Here is a 20,197-nt window from a genome sequence, read left to right on the forward strand (position 1 = left end):
AGCTGGTTCGGCGAAAGAAGGTTTATCTATGTCAATCGATCACCTCCTGGATGAAGAACAACTCGCCCTCGTTGAAGGCGTCCGCGAGTTCACTCAAGACGTGGTAGCCCCCGTCTCTGCAAAGCACGACAAAGAAAAATCATTCCCCTACGAAGTCATTGACCAGATGGGTGAGATGGGGCTATTTGGGCTGCCGATTCCCGAAGAATACGGTGGCCAAGGGGGCGACTATTTCACCCTGTGTTTGGCGCTCGAAGAGTTGGCCAAAGTCGACCAATCAGTAGCCATCACTCTTGAGGCGGGGGTATCGCTTGGTATGATGCCCATCCTGAAGTACGGGACCGAAGAACAGAAGCAACAGTGGCTCCCAGCGCTCGCCGAGGCAAAACAGCTCGCCGGGTTCGGACTCACAGAACCTGCAGCGGGATCCGACGCCGGTGGCACACAAACCAAGGCCACACTAGACAATGGGACCTGGACCATCAACGGAAACAAAGAGTTCATCACGAACTCAGGCACCGATATTACCTCGATGGTGACTGTCACCGCCGTAACCGGCCAGGATGAGATCACAACAATCATCGTGCCGACAGATACGCCCGGCTTTACCGCAGAACCAGCCTATGACAAGGTCGGCTGGAACGCCTCCGATACCCATCCACTGACCCTTCAAGATGTTCAGGTCCCTGAAGAAAATTTACTGGGCGAACGTGGACGCGGCTTCGCCAATTTTATGGGCATCCTTGATGAAGGTCGCGTGGCAATTGCCGCTCTTGCCACCGGTGCTGCTCAGGGCTGTGTGGACGAATCCGTACGGTATGCCAAGACTCGGACAACCTTTGGCCGCCCCATCGGAGAAAACCAGGGCGTCTCGTTCAAGATTGCGCGGATGCAGGCTCGAGCCTATGCCGCACGTTCCGCATATTATGCAGCTGCTATGAAAATAGTGGCAGGTCAGCCGTTCAAAACCGAAGCTTCGATTGCCAAGATGGTGGCGTCTGAGGCTGCTATGGACAATGCCCGAGACGCCACCCAGATTTTCGGTGGCTATGGTTTCATGAACGAGACGCTTGTGGCTCGCCATTATCGGGATTCCAAAATCCTGGAGATTGGCGAGGGCACTACCGAAGTACAACTTATGCTGATCGCCAGATCACTGGGCTTGTAGGAGCGGCATGACTGATCACCCTAAAATCATTCAGCAACGTGGTCTTTACTACGATGAAATCGAAACGGGCGCCATCTATCGGCATGCGCCCGGGCGTACAGTCACAGAATCTGACAACGTGAACTTCACGACGCTAACGATGAACACCCAGTCACTGCACTTGGATGCACATTGGTCTTCACAGCAAGAGTTTGGTCACCCGCTGGTCAACTCAATGTTCACTTTATCGACGATCGTTGGGGCATCGGTCGCCCAGCTCACCCAAGGCACTATCGTGGCAAACCTAGGATTTGAGAAAGTCAATTTCCCCAAACCGCTTTACCACGGTGACACGCTATATACCGAGACTGAAATTTTGGATAAACGGCTGTCGTCGTCCCGCCCAGGTCAGGGCATCATTAAATTCCAACATATCGGTCGGAATCAACACGGCGATGTTGTAGCAGAGTGTATTCGCTCGACCATGTTGTGGGAATCAGAAGCAAAGCATCGAGGGGCAACTGCATGATGACGTTTGACATGGGACCAGCAATACTCTTTGTCCCGGCAGACCGTCCCGAGCGATATGCGAAAGCATATGAACGATCCGATGCCGTAATCATCGACCTCGAAGACGCTGTGGCTCCGAGTGACCGGCCGAACGCTCGGAAAGCACTGGCAGACCATTTGTCCAGCAGTGATGCAGCAACAATCTCGAAAACGATCGTTCGTGTAAATCCTGTCATGGAACCAGATTTCGGCAAGGACGTCGAGCTATTAGCCGACACTGCTATTCGCTATGTGATGGTTCCAAAAGTCGAAAGCAGCGACGATATTTCGCGTGTCACCTCGGAGCTGCCCGGTGTGGAGATCATTGCACTGTGCGAGTCAGCGTCGGGCGTTACGGAGGCTCCGCAGATCGCCAAACATCCCTCAGTCGTTGCACTCATGTGGGGGTCTGAGGACCTGATGGTCTCCACGGGCGGTTCGGCTTCGCGATTTGCCGACGGCACGTATCGGGATGTGCCACGTTTCGCCCGTGCGCAGGTGTTATTAGCCGCAGCTGCAGCTGGCAAAGCTAGCATCGATACCATCCACACCGACCTGTCGCCTACTGACCAGTTCATTGCTGAGGCCCAGGACGCTGTAGCAACCGGTTGGACAGCAAAGGCGTGCATTCACCCAGCCCAAGTGCAGGTCATCCGCGAGGCTTATCGACCCACTGATGACGAACATGAATATGCGCTTGCACTCTTAGCGGAAGTTCAACGGCAGCGAGGAGTGTTCCAGTTCCGTGGAACGATGGTGGACGGCCCCCTGATCGCCCATGCACAGAATGTAGTGAATCGAGCCGCGAAATTGAATACTCGAGGCGCCGAATAGCCATCGAACAACGGCTCTGGTTGACGGTGCAACGTCGATGCCGTCAACTACGGTCCTACACCGTGCTTTTGTGGTCGCTTAGCTGAGCAAGTATGGCATCAACAATCGGACGATCCGCCGGAATCCAATCCAGAGCATGCAGGTCGTGTGCATTCAACTCGGTCCATTCCAAGCGATCATGCTCGACCAGTGGCAGCGGTTCACCGGCAGTCACGACAGCCGTGAAAACGTGGAGATGCATGCCATTGTCCAAAGGCCAGCCCGTATCATCTGGTGCTTCGATCAAATCCAGAATCTCAACGTCGACACCTAGTTCTTCTCGAATCTCGCGGAGGAGTCCACCTGTATGAGATTCACCCGGCTCTACCTTGCCACCTGGAAACTCCCAGTATCCTGCTAAGGATTTCGGTGCCTTCCGTCGAGCCGCCAACATTTTAGTTGGCTGGGACGCATGATCGAAAATAGCGGCACCCACAACGACTGGTTGAGACAAAGTGTTATGCATGCCTTCCAGTTTATCGTGTGCCTCAAGATCCGCGGCAGCGGTTGTTCTTGGTTCACGAAGAGCATGTCGCGGAACTCGAATATGTCTGAACACCAAAAGTATTTCAGATTTGAAATACTTGCAATTTGCAGATACACTCGGGTTAGTTCAGAGTTGAAAAATTTTTAAGGGGAAATGCATGCAGTTCGGTATCTTCACCATCGGCGATATAACGCCGGATCCACACACCGGGAAGGCTCCGTCCGAGAACCAGCGTATAAAGGACACAGTGAAGATAGCAAAGCATGCCGAACAGGCTGGCTTTGAAGTCTTCTCAACCGGCCAGCACCACAACCCTCCATTTGTTGCGCCAGGTAACCCGCCGGTTCTGCTTTCGTACCTCGCGGCACAAACGAAGAAACTCGTCTTATCGACGGCGACCACCCTGATTACTACGATGGATCCGGTTCGCCTGGCAGAGGACTATGCCTACCTACAACACTTGTCCGACGGACGTGTCGACCTCGCCATGGGGCGTGGTAATACCGGCCCAGTCTATCCATGGTTTGGCAAAGATATCCGTCAAGGCATCCCGCTAGCCGTCGAAAACTACAACCTGCTCTACCGTCTCTGGCGAGAAACTGAAGTCGACTGGGAGGGGCGCTTCCGCACTGCGCTACAACAATTCACTTCGACTCCACGTCCGCTCGACGATGTGCCACCATTTGTTTGGCATGGGTCCATCCGATCACCAGAAATTGCTGAGCAAGCGGCATATTACGGTGATGGCTTCTTCCACAACAATATTTTCTGGAACAAGGAACACGTAATCCAGATGGTACAGCTGTACCGTCAACGCTACGAGTACTACGGTCATGGGAAGGCCAATCAGGCATACGTCGCATTGGGAGGGCAAGCCTTCATGCGTGAGAACTCCCAGGATGCCTGGAATGAGTTCCGCCCCTATTTTGATAATGCTCCGGTCTATGGCCATGGTCCGTCAATGGAGGATTTCACTAAGATGTCCCCTCTGACAGTCGGCTCACCAGAACAAGTCATTGAACGAACACTAGAATTCCGCCAGTGGGTGGGCGATTACCAGCGTCAAATGTTCTTGATCGACCATGCCGGTCTTTCAACGAAGACTGTGTTAGAGCAGATCGATTTGTTCGGCGAAAAAGTTCTGCCTGCCCTGCGCAAGGAATTTGCAAAAGGCCGCCCCGAAGATGTCCCATCTGCACCAACCCACGAGTTCCTTAAAGCACGCCAAGCCGCAGGCAATGCTCCAATCGCAGGTGGCGGGCTCGGCTCTCGAGCCTATGAAGAACGCCAGAAGGCGCAAGAAGGCGAATCTGAATAACACCTTGTCACAACCGAGTACACTAAGCTATCGGATACGATACGAGGATTGCCATGGAATTGTCATTTGAATCAACAGACCCGTTCACTCCGCACACCCGACACATTGCAGTCATCACGGCAGGTCTGAGTGACCCGAGCTCAACCTCGCTGCTAGGCAAGCAGCTTGCTGAGGCCACCGCTGATGCATTGTCGCAGCGTGGCTACAGAGCTGAGGTGGAGCATTTCGAACTGCGCGAAGTAGCTACCGATATCGCCGATTCAATGGTCACTTCTAGTCGTTCTGAGCGATTGAGCAAAATGATCAATGAGGTTGAACAAGCCGACGGGATCATCGCCGTTTCCCCTGTGTTCAAAGCGACGTATTCTGGTCTTTTCAAGTCATTTTGGGATCTTATCGACAATGATTCCCTGACCGGCGTGCCAATCCAGTTGGGTGCAACCGGAGGCAGTCCTCGCCACTCGTTAGTGATCGATACGGCGATGAGACCCCTGTTTTCCTATCTACGAATGCGCGTTATGCCCACCGGGGTGTACGCCGCCACGGAAGACTGGGGTTCGGCCAACCCCGACCCGAATTCCAATGAAGCGTATTTGAGTCGTAGAATAGCTCACGCTGGAGATGACCTGACTGACGTCGTCACCCGCTTAGCCCCGCGCCCACGCCGTGCACCGTCACAGCCGAAAGTACTGGAAGTGATTCCCTTTGAACAACTCCTCAACGGATCTGACAAGTGAACAGCTGCGTCAGCCTCTTGGCCCAGCGTTTCGCGTCTACTTTGAGACCACGGCTCGTCTTCTCGACACCTTAGAGAAGCGTCTAAAGCAGCAAATGGGCCTCACCTTGAGCGAGTACAACATGCTGCTGTTGCTCTCAGAGGCTCCTGAGGGGCGTATGCGCATGGGGCAGCTTGCGGATGCGATCGTCTTTTCACCATCCAGACTGACTTATCAAGTCAAGGTGCTCTCCGAACGGGGTCTCGTGAAACGGGTGAAGTGTCCAGAGGACGGACGTGCTTGGCAAACCGAGCTCACGGCCGAAGGCAGAACCATGTTTCGACGAGCTTCGATTGTCCATGCAAAAGGCGTCAAAAGCCTTTTCACCGATGCTGTCTCCGACGAACAGCTCGCGATGATCCGTCAGATCTTTGGGCAGGTCTCGGAAAATCTTGATCAAGTCAAAGATGACTAATTAGTCGGTCTCGCCAAGGATTATTTCCACGGTATCGGCCCGCTGCGCGAGCAGCTCTTCGTCGGCAATAAGCGTTTGCAATGTCGACAGCATCAGCTTATTCCCTACGGTGTCCGAGGGATCATTCGGGGTAGCAACTAATGCAAGTTCAGGTCCCGCTCCCCCGCCTGCAACGACGGTCCCGTCAGCTGTCTGAGTTGCGACGCCTCGACCCGGCGCCATGGCGAGCTGTGCTAACCCAGGAATAAGATCCGTGAGGTTTGAAAGGTCTTGCGCAATCTCAACATCTTCATATGATGGTGTCCATTGCTGCTGCTGGGCAAGCGCATATACAGCAGGACGACGGACCACATATGTCAGCGTCGCTCCAGGATCTACTACAACTAATTCGTTACCTTCATCTACGGCGCTCAGGCACGCACGAGGCATCCAGACGGCAACGGGCCGCGCATCTTTGTGCCAAGCCGTTAATTTCGGGATAGATGTGAAGACGGGTAAAGCGCCGCGACCGTCGGCTGATGCCAGCGAGACTAGCGCAACATCGGACTCTTTGTCCGACTCCACTGTGTGTTCGTGACCATGGTGGTCAATATGCGTGTGGCTGTTCGATTCGGCAACGGTTGGCACAACTGCCGCAAAGACTCGAATCTTTTCAAGGACTTCGAAGACGTCATTTTCATTCGCATTGCCGTCAATCAAATCTTGGCTGACTTTGGTCCATGCGTCATCTGCTAGGCCGTCATCTGTGTCGAATGCATGCAGTGGGTTGGTTGAGCCATCGATCCCAGGACCAGACAAATCTCGTCCCTCCCACGTCGCACCGGCTGAATCAGCGGGACGACCAAAAGCATCTCGATTTTGGCGGGCCAAGTTGCGATCTATCGCTGCTTGAATATGGCCTGGCAGTTGGGGTTGATCTCGCATTATTGCTTAGACGTCTTTCACCGCAGTGCCGGAAGCGACCTGTAGGGCCTGTTGAAGCGTAAATTGGCCCGCGTAAAGGGCTTTTCCAATAATTGCGCCTTCAATACCGTGATCGACCATGCCGGTAAGTTTGGCAATATCATCAAGAGTTGAGATCCCGCCAGAGGCGATCACAGGTTTGCCGGTCTTTTCGGCGATTTGGACCAACAGCTGGGTATTTGGGCCAGTCAAGGTACCGTCCTTCGTGATGTCCGTGACAACGTATCGTGCGCAGCCGGCTTCTTCGAGCTGGGCGAGGACGTCCCAGATGTTGCCACCTTCTTCAACCCAACCTCGGGTCGCGAGCTTTTCGCCCCGCACATCGAGACCTACAGCAATCTTAGCGCCATACTTGTCGATCACTTGAGCAGTCCACTCTGGGTTTTCTAGAGCAGCAGTACCAAGGTTCACGCGTGTCGCGCCCATTGCGAGTGCTTCATCCAGGGAGGAGTCGTCACGTAAACCACCGGAGAGTTCGATTTTGATGCCGAGCTCGCCCGTGATGCGCCGGATAATTTCGCGGTTATTGCCGTGTCCAAACGCTGCATCGAGGTCAACGAGATGCAGCCATTCAGCACCCGCTTGCTGCCAACCAATTGCTGCGTCGAAAGGGTCACCGTAGTTGGTTGCAGTACCGTAGGCACCCTGTACTAGACGCACGGCTTTGCCATCTTGAACGTCGACGGCTGGTAAAAGTTCTAATGGTGTGGACATGATTCTCCGTTACTAGTCGGCCCATGGAATGGTAAAGAACGCCGCAATTATTGCAAGGGCAGCGAGGATGATAGCGGCAATGCGAACCCATACAGGTGCTTTTTGTCTGTGCAGTGACCAGGCGCCACCCAACAAGATACCGCCTAGCGCCAACAGCAACGTCGACCACCAAGGCATTATAGAGTTCCTAACCAATTATTTAACAGTTGCAGGCCTGCATAGCCTGAAAGTTCGGGATGAAATTGAATGCCAGTTAACGGTCCGTTTTCCACAGCTGCAATAAAGTCTCCGCCATGATTCGACCACGATACGTGGGGCGGTTCCATGACCTCTATCCCCTGATCAAAATTCCACTCCAGCACTGCATACGAATGCGCAAAATAAAAGCGCTCGTTCTCTAAACCTGCAAATATGGTGCTGTTCTGGGCCGGACGTATGGTGTTCCAGCCCAAGTGTGGGACGGTAGCCGCTTTGAGTTTTTCAACGGTACCTGGCCATTCGCCCATTCCCTCATGGCTGCCAAACTCGGTTGAGTCATCAAAAAGTACTTGATGGCCGACACATAGCCCGAGCACTGGACGACCGCCTGACACCCGTTGTCCGATCCACCGTGAAATACTGAGTTTGTCCATAGCTTGTTTGCATGCCCCGAATGCCCCGTTACCGGGTAGCACCATGCCGTCAGCCGCAACGAGGTCAGCACCTCGGGAAGTAACCAGCACATCGGCACCGTTATAGGCAAATGCATTGGCTAATGATCCTAGGTTGCCAATGCCGTAGTCGGCGATTGCAATAGTAGGTTTCTTAGCGGACACTAGAGCGCGCCCTTAGTGGAAGGAATCCCGTCAACTCGCGGGTCCTGTTCAATCGCCTGGCGGAGGGCTCGGGCAAATGCTTTAAACTGCACCTCGACGATGTGGTGCGGGTCACGACCCCGCAGCAAGTCGATGTGCACGTTGACTGCAGCGTGATGGGTGAACGACTCAAAAACATGGCGGGTCATGGCACCAGTAAAGTGCCCACCTATGAGGTGGTAGACCTGGGCTTCAGATTCACCCTCATGCAGAAAATATGGACGGCCAGAAAGATCGACCACAGCTCGAGCTAAAGCTTCATCCATTGGTATTGTCGCTTCACCGTAGCGACGGATGCCACGCTTATCCCCTAGCGCAACCCTAAATACTTCGCCCAGTGTGATCGCGGTGTCTTCGACCGTGTGGTGAACATCAATGTGGGTGTCACCTGTTGCCTGTACTGTCATGTCCATGAGCGAGTGACGAGTCAGAGCATCCAGCATGTGGTCGAAAAATGGCACGCCGGTCGATATGTCGGAGGTACCGGTGCCATCAAGGTCGAGTTCAACATAGACGTCCGACTCGGATGTCGTACGCTTCATCGATGCTTTTCGACCTGAGATCAGTTCAGCTGTCATAGAGGTCAGGAAACTCCTTATTAGGCGGATTTGGGGGCGACAATTCATTGTAGCCGCCGCCGCATATTTTCAAGCTATTCTAGGCGCTAATTACCTCGCGAAGCGCAACAAGGAACGCAGTGGTTTCTTCAGCTGTCCCAGCTGTTACACGCAAATGGTGTGGTATGCCCACATCCCGAATCAAAACTCCTCGGTCTAACAAGCCTTGCCATACCGCGTGGGCATCTTCAAACCAGCCGAAGAAGACAAAGTTTGAGTCAGAAACAGCAGGCTTCAATCCCATTTCCTCTAGCTCATGTACAATCCGGTCGCGTTGAGCTTTGATTTCATCGACAGTCGCCAACAACACGTCTACGTGTTCTAGGGCTGCATTCGCTGCGGCCTGAGTAATAGCGGACAAATGGTACGGAAGACGCACCAGCCTCAAAGCATCGGTGACTTGTGGGGAGGTTGCCAAATACCCAAGACGGGCACCAGCTAAGGCAAATGCTTTCGACATGGTCCGTGAGACGATCAGCCGTTCACGCCCCTGTAACAGTGTCAAAGCTGATTTGGTGCCTGAAAGTGAGAACTCTTCATAGGCCTCATCTACCACGACGATGGTGTTGAACTGTTCACCTGCCTGATAGACCGCTTCAACTACGTCAAGCCCGAGGGCAGTCCCGGTGGGATTGTTGGGTGAGCACAGAAAGACAATGTCTGGCGCTGTGTCTTTAACTTGGCGTGCCGCTTCATCTGGTGTCAGAGTAAAGTCGTCTGCCCGAACACCACTGATGTATTCAGTGTTCGTACCAGACGCAAGGAGCGGATACATCGAGTATGTTGGTGGAAAACTGAGCACTTTACGGCCCGGGCCACCGAATGCTTGGAGGACTTGCTGTAACACTTCATTAGAACCATTCGCCGCCCACACATTATTTTCCGTGAGTTCGTGCCCGAGGTAGGCCGCCAAGCGTTGGCGCAGTTCGGTAAATTCCCGATCAGGGTAGCGATTCAGCGAGGTTGCCGCTGTATGCACTGCCTTGCCGATTGCATCAGCAACCACCTGGGGCACCGGATGTGTGTTCTCATTCGTGTTCAGTAGGTGCGTTACTTCCAACTGTGGCGCCCCGTATGGGAATTGCCCGCGCAAGTTGTCACGAAGTGGTAGTGCCTCTAGGGCAACAGTTTTGGCTTGTTCTTGCTGATTAGTCACGGCAATAGCTTAGCTGGGAGTTCATTGGCGCAGTGCTGAGTGACGCGCACGACGCGTACCTTCTACTCAGATGCGGGGACTAATAGTACTTGGCCAACTTCCAGTTCGGATGTTTCGAGATGGTTATACGTCAAGATTTTGTCGAGTACCACTGATTGATTGCCATTATCCGAAAGTCGACTAGAAATGCCCCACAGGGTGTCTCCTGGTTGCACGACAATTTGTTGGTACGTTACCTGTTCCTTGTCATCAGCAGCTACTGCAGAAGAGATCGGCGGCCGAGATCCGAACGCTGCTATTGTCACAGCTGCAAGTACAACCGCAACAAGACCAACGGTGAGCTGGAGCACGCAACGACCTCTGGAGGTCAGTTTAAGGTGCTGTATTGTCTTGCGGATATTCAGTGTTGTAGCCATCGCAAGCATCCTTCCGTTGTTCAACTCGAATGTTCTATACATTCATTGAATCAACGGGGTGGGACATGATAAGCCAGAGCCGGCATCGCCAGACCTGTGACTAAATTTCGGCTGACAGTCGTTTCAAACTCGAAAGCGCTTGTTCGGTGGACCGAGTCGCCCAAAAGTCGGGCATGGAAGCTTTCAAGAAACCGCCGTATCCAGCCGTAGCAAGTCTCGAATCCAATATTGCAACCACTCCCCGGTCCGAGGTCGAGCGAATAAGCCTCCCGGCACCCTGCGCTAGACGTACTGCCGCGTGGTTTGCTGACACCGCCATGAAACCGTTACCACCGCGCTGGCTGATATACCGAGAGCGAGCAGAAGCCAGCGGATCATCCGGACGTGGGAAGGGAATTCGATCTATCGTGACCAAACGTAAAGCGTCACCGGGAACATCTACGCCCTGCCAAAGGGTGAGAGTCCCGAAAAGACACGTGTGTGCATCTTCAGTGAACTCTTCGATGAGTCCGGAGAGCGTTGACTCTCCCTGCAAAAGAATGTTGAGCTTGTCGCCAAACCGAAGTCGCATTTCTTCAGCTGCAGCCTTTGCCGCACTCCGGGATGAGAAGAGGCAGAGCGCACCACCGTTGGACGCCTCAAGAAGTTTTTCAAGACGCTCATGCGTCTGGGGTGAGGCTTGCGGCCCGGGCTTCGGCAAGTCATCAGCAACATACAAGATCCCTTGCTGTGGATAGTCGAAGGGACTGCCGACGTCCAGGGTCTTGTACTTTGTTCCTCCGTTGAGCGTGAAACCTAGGTCTCCGACGATTCCATCAAATTTTCCACCAATGGCTAATGTCGCTGACGTCAGGATGGTGGTCGATTCGTTGAGCAGTTTGTCGCGAAATTTCCCGGCTATTGAGAGGGGCGCAGCGTAAAGTAAAGGCGCACTATGAGGGTCAGCTTCCATCCACCCTTGGCCTGGCTCAAAATGGGAAGGCCTGGTCGCCCAGACGACCGTATCGCCTTTGGGCTGAGATCCGGCAGAAATCAACAACTCTGAGGTCTCTAGAATTTCGCTCAATCGGTTTTTCACCAGCTGGCGGTTGGAATCTTCGGTGTCCTTAGAAGCTGGTTCTTTCAGATCTGTCATCATTTGTCGCGTCTCATGTTGCACGGTTTCGAGCGCGGTGAGCTGATGCTCATTGAGTCCTTGAGCGAACCAGCCAGATGGCGCCGGAGTAAACGCGGCTTCTAGCCCGGCTGCAGCATCTGTCAGGTCAGAAGCAACTACTGAGGCCTCTTGGCGGGCTTGTTTGGCGACATTGCGAATCATTGGCCCAGATAAATGCGACGTTACCGCAGAGGTCACCCGGTCGGTAAGCTCATGCGCCTCGTCAATAACGATCGCATCGGTTTCAGGCATAAGATTGAGGTCTTCGAAAGCCGCAATCGCTAACATTGCGTGGTTAGTCACGACAATATCGGCTTTTCCTGCAGCGTCACGGGCAAGTTCCGAAAAGCACTCTTCGGCAAACGGACATTTGGATGCCCCAATACACTCCCGCGCTGTCACTGAAATCTGACGCCAGGCTTCATCGGTCACGCCGGGTTTCAAATCGTCCCGGTCCCCCGTGTCAGTCTCTTCGGCCCAGTCCCGCAGGCGAACAACTTCTTCGCCCAACTGAGATAAGGGCTGTCCGGTTGTATCTGTCGAGCCAAAAAGACTCTCATCCTCAGGTTCGGGAGCAGCTCCGTGGAGCTTATGTTTGCACACATAATTGGCCCGACCTTTAAGCAACGCTACTTCAACGGTTCTCGGCAACGATGGTTCAAGTGTGTCCAACAAGCTTGGTAAGTCTCGGTTGATGATCTGCGATTGAAGCGCCAAGGTTGCTGTTGCAATCACTACAGGAGAATCGCTGCCAAGGGCATGGTCCACGGCAGGTATTAAATAGGCCAAAGACTTGCCCGTGCCGGTGCCAGCTTGCACTAATAAGTGGGTTCCTGTTTCAAACGCATGAGTGACTTCTTCAGCCATTTGCTGCTGACCGGGACGCGTTTGACCTCCAAGCTCGTCAACAACGTCGGCCAGCCACGCTCCAACTTGGGTTTGCGTTTGACTGGATGGCTGGGTGTCTACCGGTTGATTACCGGACATAACTTAGGTACTGGTCCTTGTCTTCTGGGTACACGACGACCGTCATCGCCGTACCTTCTGGCTCATACGTTTCAGCCAGAATTTCAGTGTCATCCGAGTGTAGCCGGTGAACTACGTCGCCGTCCGTATATGGCACCAAGAGATCCATATGCACTGTGGGACGAGGCAACGCCGCTGCGATAGCTGATTCAAGTTCGTCAAAGCCTTCACCGGATGCTGCTGATACTATGACGGCGTTTGGGTAACGACGCCGCAAGCGGACCAACACAAGCGGATCAGCCGCATCAGCCTTGTTAAAGATAATGATCTCAGTCATGTCTTGAATCTGGGTATCAGCAAATACCTGGTGTACTGCTTCAATTTGTGCCTCTGGTTCCGGATGTGAGGCATCAACTACGTGCAGTATGAGATCTGCTTCTTCAACTTCTTCCAGAGTTGATCGAAAGGCTTCGACCAACTGAGTTGGTAGCTGACGTACAAAGCCAACAGTATCGGTCAGCGTGTATGCAACACCATCGTCAGTTTGTGTAGCACGAACAGTTGGGTCCAACGTAGCAAATAGCGCGTTTTCGACTAGGACGCCTGCTTTAGTTAAGCGGTTCAGGATCGAAGATTTCCCGGCGTTGGTGTATCCAGCGATAGCCACAGAGGGGACTTGATTACGGCGACGCCGCGCGCGTTTGGTGACACGCGCATTTTTCATTTGCTTGATGTCGCGCCGCAGTTTCGACATACGGTCACGAATACGACGGCGGTCGAGTTCGATCTTGGTTTCACCTGGTCCACGCGAGCCGATTCCAGCGCCGCCAGCAGCCTGACCACCAGCCTGACGTGACATGGATTCACCCCAACCACGCAGGCGGGGTAACAAGTATTCAAGTTGTGCCAGCTCCACCTGGGCCTTACCCTCTTTTGACTGGGCATGCTGCGCAAAAATATCCAGAATCAACGCTGTGCGGTCAATAACTTTGACGCCAACTACGTCTTCGAGGCCCCTCCGCTGGGACGGTGCCAACTCGGTATCAACGATCACCGTATCCGCGCCGTGCTCCCGAACGACGTCGGCAAGCTGCTGTGCTTTACCCCGTCCTAGAAATGTTGCAGGATCCGGGGCATGGCGTCGCTGAATAATGCCATCGAGCACCGTTGATCCTGCTGTGCTCGCCAAGGCGGCGAGCTCGCGCAGAGAATGTTCCGCTTCAGCAACAGAACCATCTGTCCATAACCCGGCCAGGACTACGTGTTCCAGCCGAAGTTTTCGATACTCAACTTCGGTAACGTCCTCCAGTTCTGTCGAAAGACCTGCAACGCGGCGCAGAGCGTGACGTTGTTCTAACTCAAATTGATCACCATCAAATTCGGTATGATTCGAAGCCCCTGTGTCGAGTGCTTGAGCAGTCGCTGCTACATCTGGAAGTTCAGAGCTGCTATGCGACGGCTTCGCGTCGTCGGCAGACAGAATTCGGTCGATCAACGCTTTGACTTGTTGATCGATGTGAGGTTCAGAGGGCTCGTGTTGTGTGACCATTTTCTCCTTGTTCAGAGACGAAATTCTTATCTAGCAGTATCTCATATTTGTCACCGATAGGCCCGCCATCAGCGGCCTGTCCTAGCGGTTATTCGAATATTCACTACTGTCTAGAACAACGCTGAGACAGCATGACGTATTCCCGAGGGTCTCTACTGTTTGCCTTGTCCTACTGCCCTTCAAATACTCGTGTTATACACGTACTAGACTGGTGGTAATGAACGAGCACTACTTTTCTGCCGCCCCTGGAGGCGAAGAGCGTCGCCGCCGCATTGATGTACAGATTGCGGGCGAGGCTTTCAAGGTCGACACTGCCGCTAGCATTTTCTCTCCCGATGGGTTGGATCGCGGTACTGAAGTGTTACTGAACAATGTGCCCGTGCCTCCGCAAGAAGGTAGTTTTCTCGATATTGGTTCGGGCTGGGGTCCAATTGCCCTCACCTTGGGACGGCTCGCGCCAAATGCAGATGTTCTCGCAGTCGAGGTCAACGAACGGGCCGCCGAGTTAACAGCACGAAACGCAGAACACCTTGGGCTATCAAATATCGAGGTCAGACACCCAGATGAAGTCACCGAAGATATACGCTTTGACCTAATTTGGTCGAACCCACCAATTCGGATTGGGAAGAAAGCCCTTCACGAACTGCTGATTCGTTGGTTACCAATGCTCAATCCTGGAGGCGCTGCCTGGCTGGTTGTTGCTAAAAAGCTCGGGGCTGATTCACTGTTGCCTTGGATAGACGCGATGCTTGAGCAGAAGATGCCGGGCCAGTTCAATGTCCGACGCACGGCAACAGACAAAGGTTTTCGTGTGCTCCACATCGAGAGAGTTTTATAGCTTCCCGTAGAAGACTCTCGTTAGTTTCGCAAACGTCGACAACCTATTCTGATCATGAACTTGGACAACGATATCTCCGTGTTCCGTGGCGACGTTCCAGACATTCAGCTGGTCTAGACCACTCCAATGCTGTAAAGCGACGGAGGCTGCAGCGGCGGCAGCTGCAAGATCGTGGGCATGTTGTTTTTCTGTATAGTTACGTAAACGCAATTGGCCCATGCCACTTGACATCAAAGGATCTTCAGGAACGACAAAGTTGATCCCTGTCAGTCTGGGAGCTGGTGGTTCAAGCGAGGGCTGTTGCTCGAGATCGATAGATTCAAGTTCGTCGAGAGTTTCTACAGCAACAGTTACGTGATTACTTTGAATATGAATGCTCAGTCCCGGCCGGGGATCGAGAAGTCCTGCTGCCATGACCAAAACATCAGACCCAGCAGCGACGGCGGTTTCTGAGTCTGAAAATTCCCAACTACCAATATCCACACCAATATATGACGGCGTGTAAACCGTTGTAATCGGTCCAAAATCTGTATCGAATATATGATGACTTGTTTCGTCGAATGCAATCTTCTTGAGCACTGCTAGCAGGCACGTAGCAACACGTGCCGGCTCAGTCATATTTGGAGCAGGCTGACCGTTTGCTTCCCAGGCAACGAGCCGATACTCTGCGGCTGTTGCGCTAGATTGTTGCCGTACCGATCTAACTACAACGATGCCCGCAGCACCCACGCCGGCAATGCGGTCGCACAATATCGCGGCAAGAGTGTCTGTCAGTTGCACCGAGTCAGTCGGGTCATAGAACACGATCCAGTCCCCAACCGGTCCTGCGATCTTCACAAAACGTGTCCCTGTGAGGTCGTGGAGTCCACGGTTGTCGTCTTGGGCGGGTGAAGGGGCGATCATATGGCTACCTTAACTGGATTTTATGACGTCCAAAGCCTGGATCTTGAGGTCCGGGGCTTCTGCATCAATCCATCGTACTCGTGGATCGGCTTTAAACCAGGTTTCCTGACGACGAGCAAATCGCCTGGTCGCTACTATTGTAGAATCCATTGCCGCTTGTTGAGTGGTGTCATCTACAAGAAAGTCCATCATCTGCCGATAGCCTATGGCGCGCGAGGCTGTAGGCGCATCAGCGAGTCCTTCGGCTAATAGTCGTTGGACCTCAGGAATCCAACCATCATCAACCATGGCTTCTACGCGTTGTTCAATACGTTCGTGAAGCCGGGCCCGATCAATGCGTAAACCTATCTGCACAACCGGCAACATCTCTGGGTGATATTGGCGTCTCGGCATAAAGGAACTGAAGGGCCGTCCAGTCAACCGATACACTTCTACAGCACGGATGATGCGTCGTTCATCTTTGATGCGTTCTGCCGCCGTTGGATCGACTGACTTGAGTTCTTCAATAAGGTGTCTGCTACCCAGCTGATGAACCTCGTTAGATAGGCGTTCTCTCAGCTCGTCATCGGTAGGGGGAAATTCCAATATGTCGAGTGCTGCCCTCATATATAAACCAGAACCACCGGTGATTATTGGTGTTTTTCCTCGGGATCGTATTTCGCATACTTTTTCGCGGGCAAGCTTTTGGAACTCTGCGACGCTGGCTTCCATATTAAGATGGTAGATATCAAGCAGGTGGTGGGCAATACCCTCACGTTCAGCAAGTGTCGCTTTGGCTGTCCCTATATCCATACCCTTGTAGAACTGCATTGAATCTGCGTTAATCACTTCACCGTTGAGTGCGTGCGCCAATCCAACCGCCAGATCAGTTTTACCTGTTGCGGTTGCTCCTACAAGGGCGATGACAGGACTGTTAGTTTGCACCGACACGCAAGCTTGGTAGTCCGAGATTCACGCCACTTGCGGGTGCTCCCGTTGACGTTCCACACGATTCAGCTTGTGCACGGTCCCACGCGTCTCCAGCACTCGATCGACGGAGTACGTAGTCTTCTGGAGTCTCTGGGTCCGCAATGAGGTGATATGAATGCGATTCTGTGATGGGCACCGTTACGAAATCTCCGGGGCGCGGCCGTTCTACGCCCGAGGGCATGCTGAAATGCACAAGACGGTTATCAGGTGCTCGACCGGTTAGTCTACCTGTTTTCTCGTCTCGAGCCCCTGCGTCATTGGTCACTAATAGTTCCTGTAGAGTACCGACCAACTTGGCCGATTCTTCAGCTGCAATCCGGTCTTGGAGTGCGACGAGGCGCTCAAAACGTTCTTGCACGATTTCTTTTGGTATCTGATCTTCCATCTCCGCTGCAGGAGTACCTTCTCTGGGGGAATACTGGAAGGTGTACGCCATCGAGAAGCGTGAAGCCTCTACAACGTCTAGCGTCTGTTGGAAATCTTCTTCGGTTTCGCCGGGGAATCCGACGATAATATCGGTAGTCACCGCAGCGTGCGGGATCCGTTCCCTGACTTTGTCCAGAATGCCTAGAAAGCGCTTTGACCGGTAAGAACGGCGCATGGACTTCAAGATAGAGTCTGAGCCGGATTGCAGGGGCATATGAAGTTGCGGCATGACGTTTGGTGTTTCTGCCATGGCGTCTATGACATCATCGGTAAATGATGCCGGGTGTGGACTCGTAAAACGGACACGTTCGAGTCCCTCGATTTCGCCTGTTGCTCTCAACAATCTGGAGAATGCTTGGCGATCTCGAAACTCGACCCCGTAGGTGTTTACGTTTTGTCCAAGCAGCGTTACTTCTGCCGCACCGTCATCCACCAGCGCTTGGACCTCTGCCAAGATGTCACCTGGGCGCCGGTCTTTTTCTTTTCCACGGAGCGACGGAACAATACAGAATGTGCAAGTGTTATTACATCCGACTGAAATTGAAACCCATCCTGAGTAACTCGACTCACGCTTCGTCGGCAACGTTGACGGAAAAGTTTCTAATGCTTCTAGAAGCTCCACCTGTGCCTCGTTATTATGCAACGACCGATTGAGCAACGCAGGTAACGAACCGATATTATGCGTGCCAAATACTACGTCGACCCAGGGAGCCCGCTCTACAATCGTATTCTGGTCCTTTTGCGCCAGACAGCCACCTACAGCAATCTGCATGCCTGGATGAACATCTTTTGTCGCTTTCAGGTTCCCTAGGTGCCCATATAACCGGTTCGAAGCGTTCTCTCGCACTGCACAAGTATTGAATACCACAAGATCGGGGGTGGACTCTTCAACCGCGGGGATGTACCCGTTTGACTCCAAGAGACCAGAAATACGCTCCGAATCGTGGACGTTCATCTGACATCCAAAGGTGCGGATTTCATATGAACGTGGTGTTGTAAGTTCGGTTACGGCTTCAGTCACGGGGCTCATTTTCATTCGTCGAGGGGGTCAAGATCATCTGCATTCAGCGCATCCGTTACAACGCTGAATGCCATACCTGGCGGGTATCCTTTCCTGGATAACATCCCGACCAGGCGTCGAACCATTCTATCGCGTTGTTTGCGCTCTTCCGGATCTGTTGATAAAGGCACAGAGGCACGTGATATTTTGCGCGCTACCAGTTCGGTCGCCTTATGCCATTCATCATCGTCCGATACTTGTTCCAGCGCAACTTCGGCTTCATGTTCGTCGATACCGCGTTTACGGAGTTCCATACTTAGTGCCCGACGCGCTAAACCCTTTGAGCGATGCCGGGACCGGACCCAACTCTCTGCAAATGCCGCGTCGTCAATAAGTTCAACTTCTTCGAACCGGTCCAGCACTTCGCTAACAACATCGTCTGGAAGTTCTCGTTGCAACAATTTCTCGGCAAGCTGGTGGCGCGTTTTCGGCGCGGCAGAGAGTTGGCGCAACACAATATTTCGTGCTTTCTGGCTCAGGTCTGCCTTATCAGCGTCCTGTTCCACCATCTGGTTTAGGCGTCCTCTACAGCTTTCAGTGCGACTTCGTCGTCAACAGCTTCTTGATTCTCTGCACCAATTCCGAGAGTCGACTTGATGCGATCTTCAATCTCGACCGCCAAATCAGGATTGTCTTTCAGGAAACGACGAGAGTTCTCTTTACCTTGACCGAGTTGATCACCATCATAGGTGTACCATGCCCCGGATTTCCGGACGATGCTGTGCTCTACGCCCATATCTAGCAAGCCACCCTCGCGGGAAATACCTTCACCGTATAGGATGTCGAATTCGGCTTGCTTAAACGGTGGGGCCATCTTATTCTTGACGATCTTCGCGCGGGTTCGGTTGCCAACGGGGTTGCCAGCTTCCTTGAGAGTTTCAATGCGACGGATATCGATGCGTACCGAAGAATAAAACTTCAGAGCTTTACCACCGGTAGTAGTTTCCGGCGAGCCAAAGAATACACCGACTTTCTCACGCAACTGGTTGATGAATACGGCCGTGGTCTTTGACTGGGCCAAACGGCCGGTGATCTTTCGAAGCGCTTGCGACATCAGGCGCGCTTGAAGGCCCACGTGTGCATCGCCCATTTCACCCTCGATTTCAGCACGAGGGACCAAAGCAGCGACAGAGTCGATCACGACGATGTCTAATGCCCCAGATCCAATCAGCATGTCCATGATTTCCAGTGCTTGTTCACCGGTATCAGGCTGCGAAACTAGCAGGGCATCAGTATCAACCCCAAGTTTCTTTGCATATTCTGGATCAAGTGCGTGCTCCGCGTCGATAAATGCAGCAATGCCACCTTTACGTTGCGCTTCAGCTACGGCGTGTAGAGCGACGGTTGTTTTACCTGAAGACTCAGGACCGTAGATTTCAACAACACGTCCACGTGGCAAACCACCAATGCCCAAAGCAATATCGAGCGCAACAGAGCCGGTTGGAACGACTTCGAGAGGCGCCCGTACTTCATCGCCGAGGCGCATGATCGAGCCCTTACCGTAACTCTTGTCGATTTGTGCAAGCGCTGCGTCCAGTGCTTTGTCACGGTTATTTTTTGAAGACATACTCTGTTCTCCTTGAATTGTAGATGGCAAGCCGAGTTAGCTTGCTGCCATGCTCAAAAGTTTATGATGCTGCCAGGACACGATAAGCCACCTAAATTCGTTATGTGGAAAACCCTCTGATACTCCGACCTTCGTGGCAACCTGTGGATAATTCTACAAACTTAGAATTATATATCGAGGACCCCCTAGCGTGTCGGTGGGTCTTACAGCGTGCCGGTGTCGCGTGGCTCGATATCTTTCCCGAGCCGCTGCTGGGGTGGAATATCATGCAAGTCGCAGACGGCCGCCCAGACGGCCCTTGGATCAATGCCCTGAGCCAGAGCGTCCTGAGCCGTCGTGTTCAGTCCAGGCAGCTCAAGCGATGACGCAATCACACCAGCGTTTGCGGAACCGAATTCAGCCTGGATAAGAGTCCAGAAATGCGATTCTCTCATATAGCGTCCTCTTCCCCGGTCACGCGAAAAACAGTTAGGCCGCA

The 20,197-nt window shown here is 53.1% G+C and carries 23 protein-coding genes; 7 read left to right on the plus strand and 16 right to left on the minus strand.

Annotated features, from left to right (window positions below; all coding sequences use genetic code 11):
* Positions 1-28 precede the first annotated feature (28 nt).
* From G583_RS0100100 to G583_RS0100110, 3 genes are read left to right on the plus strand one after another with little or no spacing between them, the layout of a single operon-like run.
* Complete coding sequence (locus tag G583_RS0100100) at positions 29-1,168, plus strand: acyl-CoA dehydrogenase family protein (protein WP_022869155.1); 1,140 nt, start codon at positions 29-31, stop codon at positions 1,166-1,168.
* A 7-nt stretch (positions 1,169-1,175) separates the two neighbouring features.
* A complete protein-coding gene (locus tag G583_RS0100105) occupies positions 1,176-1,676 on the plus strand; it encodes a MaoC family dehydratase (RefSeq protein WP_022869156.1) in 501 nt (166 codons plus the stop codon).
* On the plus strand, positions 1,673-2,530 hold the full coding sequence (locus tag G583_RS0100110; protein ID WP_022869157.1) for an HpcH/HpaI aldolase/citrate lyase family protein: 858 nt from the start codon (positions 1,673-1,675) through the stop codon (positions 2,528-2,530). The genes G583_RS0100105 and G583_RS0100110 overlap by 4 nt, the downstream gene beginning before the upstream one ends.
* Positions 2,531-2,585: 55 nt before the next feature.
* Here the strand turns inward: G583_RS0100110 and G583_RS0100115 are convergent, their stop codons facing one another.
* A complete protein-coding gene (locus tag G583_RS0100115; RefSeq protein WP_022869158.1) occupies positions 2,586-3,035 on the minus strand; it encodes a (deoxy)nucleoside triphosphate pyrophosphohydrolase in 450 nt (149 codons plus the stop codon).
* A gap of 178 nt (positions 3,036-3,213) precedes the next feature.
* On the opposite strand from G583_RS0100115, the gene G583_RS0100120 reads away from it, so the two are divergent.
* Genes G583_RS0100120 through G583_RS0100130 form a run of 3 tightly spaced genes read left to right on the plus strand, consistent with a single transcriptional unit; the run spans position 3,214 to position 5,565 of the window.
* A complete protein-coding gene (locus G583_RS0100120) occupies positions 3,214-4,374 on the plus strand; it encodes an LLM class flavin-dependent oxidoreductase (protein ID WP_029629106.1) in 1,161 nt (386 codons plus the stop codon).
* Between the two features lie 53 nt (positions 4,375-4,427).
* Entirely contained in the window at positions 4,428-5,111 is a 684-nt protein-coding gene (locus G583_RS0100125; protein WP_051129582.1) for an FMN reductase, read from the plus strand.
* A complete protein-coding gene (locus G583_RS0100130) occupies positions 5,080-5,565 on the plus strand; it encodes a MarR family winged helix-turn-helix transcriptional regulator (RefSeq protein WP_022869159.1) in 486 nt (161 codons plus the stop codon). The genes G583_RS0100125 and G583_RS0100130 overlap by 32 nt, the downstream gene beginning before the upstream one ends.
* On the opposite strand, the gene G583_RS0100135 is transcribed toward G583_RS0100130, so the two are convergent.
* From G583_RS0100135 to hflX, 9 genes are all read right to left on the minus strand, one after another.
* Entirely contained in the window at positions 5,566-6,489 is a 924-nt protein-coding gene (locus G583_RS0100135; protein WP_022869160.1) for an SseB family protein, read from the minus strand.
* A 6-nt stretch (positions 6,490-6,495) separates the two neighbouring features.
* Positions 6,496-7,242 carry a bifunctional 1-(5-phosphoribosyl)-5-((5-phosphoribosylamino)methylideneamino)imidazole-4-carboxamide isomerase/phosphoribosylanthranilate isomerase PriA gene (gene priA, locus G583_RS0100140; protein ID WP_022869161.1) on the minus strand — a complete coding sequence of 249 codons (747 nt, stop codon included), beginning with the start codon at positions 7,240-7,242 and terminating at the stop codon, positions 6,496-6,498.
* A 12-nt stretch (positions 7,243-7,254) separates the two neighbouring features.
* Positions 7,255-7,419, minus strand: a complete 165-nt coding sequence (locus tag G583_RS16765) for a hypothetical protein (RefSeq protein WP_022869162.1) — start codon at positions 7,417-7,419, stop codon at positions 7,255-7,257.
* The gene (gene hisH / locus G583_RS0100150) at positions 7,419-8,057 is read right to left on the minus strand and encodes an imidazole glycerol phosphate synthase subunit HisH (RefSeq protein WP_022869163.1); all 639 of its coding nucleotides are present in this window, start codon (positions 8,055-8,057) and stop codon (positions 7,419-7,421) included. The genes G583_RS16765 and hisH overlap by 1 nt, the downstream gene beginning before the upstream one ends.
* Positions 8,057-8,674, minus strand: a complete 618-nt coding sequence (hisB, locus tag G583_RS0100155; RefSeq protein WP_022869164.1) for an imidazoleglycerol-phosphate dehydratase HisB — start codon at positions 8,672-8,674, stop codon at positions 8,057-8,059. Before hisB ends, hisH begins: the two co-directional genes overlap by 1 nt.
* A 79-nt stretch (positions 8,675-8,753) precedes the next feature.
* Positions 8,754-9,869 carry a histidinol-phosphate transaminase gene (locus G583_RS0100160; RefSeq protein WP_022869165.1) on the minus strand — a complete coding sequence of 372 codons (1,116 nt, stop codon included), beginning with the start codon at positions 9,867-9,869 and terminating at the stop codon, positions 8,754-8,756.
* Between the two features lie 62 nt (positions 9,870-9,931).
* Positions 9,932-10,285: a LysM peptidoglycan-binding domain-containing protein gene (locus tag G583_RS13255; RefSeq protein WP_022869166.1), complete on the minus strand. Its 354-nt coding sequence runs from the start codon at positions 10,283-10,285 to the stop codon at positions 9,932-9,934.
* Between the two features lie 100 nt (positions 10,286-10,385).
* Positions 10,386-12,428 carry an ATP-dependent DNA helicase gene (locus tag G583_RS13260; RefSeq protein ID WP_022869167.1) on the minus strand — a complete coding sequence of 681 codons (2,043 nt, stop codon included), beginning with the start codon at positions 12,426-12,428 and terminating at the stop codon, positions 10,386-10,388.
* Complete coding sequence (gene hflX, locus G583_RS13265) at positions 12,418-13,956, minus strand: GTPase HflX (protein ID WP_022869168.1); 1,539 nt, start codon at positions 13,954-13,956, stop codon at positions 12,418-12,420. The genes G583_RS13260 and hflX overlap by 11 nt, the downstream gene beginning before the upstream one ends.
* Positions 13,957-14,173: 217 nt before the next feature.
* On the opposite strand from hflX, the gene G583_RS0100180 reads away from it, so the two are divergent.
* Positions 14,174-14,794 (plus strand): class I SAM-dependent methyltransferase, encoded by a 621-nt coding sequence (locus G583_RS0100180; protein ID WP_022869169.1) that lies wholly within the window; start codon positions 14,174-14,176, stop codon positions 14,792-14,794.
* Here G583_RS0100180 and G583_RS0100185 read toward each other — a convergent pair.
* From G583_RS0100185 to G583_RS0100210, 6 genes are all read right to left on the minus strand, one after another.
* Positions 14,789-15,697: a diaminopimelate epimerase gene (locus G583_RS0100185; RefSeq protein ID WP_022869170.1), complete on the minus strand. Its 909-nt coding sequence runs from the start codon at positions 15,695-15,697 to the stop codon at positions 14,789-14,791. The two genes, G583_RS0100180 and G583_RS0100185, sit on opposite strands and share 6 nt — an antisense overlap.
* A gap of 9 nt (positions 15,698-15,706) precedes the next feature.
* Complete coding sequence (gene miaA, locus G583_RS0100190; protein WP_022869171.1) at positions 15,707-16,621, minus strand: tRNA (adenosine(37)-N6)-dimethylallyltransferase MiaA; 915 nt, start codon at positions 16,619-16,621, stop codon at positions 15,707-15,709.
* Positions 16,611-18,122, minus strand: a complete 1,512-nt coding sequence (gene miaB / locus G583_RS0100195; protein ID WP_245540553.1) for a tRNA (N6-isopentenyl adenosine(37)-C2)-methylthiotransferase MiaB — start codon at positions 18,120-18,122, stop codon at positions 16,611-16,613. The genes miaA and miaB overlap by 11 nt, the downstream gene beginning before the upstream one ends.
* 2 nt (positions 18,123-18,124) lie before the next feature.
* Positions 18,125-18,661 carry a regulatory protein RecX gene (locus tag G583_RS13270; RefSeq protein ID WP_022869173.1) on the minus strand — a complete coding sequence of 179 codons (537 nt, stop codon included), beginning with the start codon at positions 18,659-18,661 and terminating at the stop codon, positions 18,125-18,127.
* Between the two features lie 5 nt (positions 18,662-18,666).
* Entirely contained in the window at positions 18,667-19,719 is a 1,053-nt protein-coding gene (gene recA / locus G583_RS0100205) for a recombinase RecA (RefSeq protein ID WP_022869174.1), read from the minus strand.
* A gap of 203 nt (positions 19,720-19,922) precedes the next feature.
* Positions 19,923-20,153, minus strand: a complete 231-nt coding sequence (locus G583_RS0100210; protein ID WP_022869175.1) for a DUF3046 domain-containing protein — start codon at positions 20,151-20,153, stop codon at positions 19,923-19,925.
* Between the last annotated feature and the right edge of the window lie 44 nt (positions 20,154-20,197).

The organism is Yaniella halotolerans DSM 15476 (genome assembly GCF_000420805.1).
Lineage (GTDB): Bacteria > Actinomycetota > Actinomycetes > Actinomycetales > Micrococcaceae > Yaniella > Yaniella halotolerans.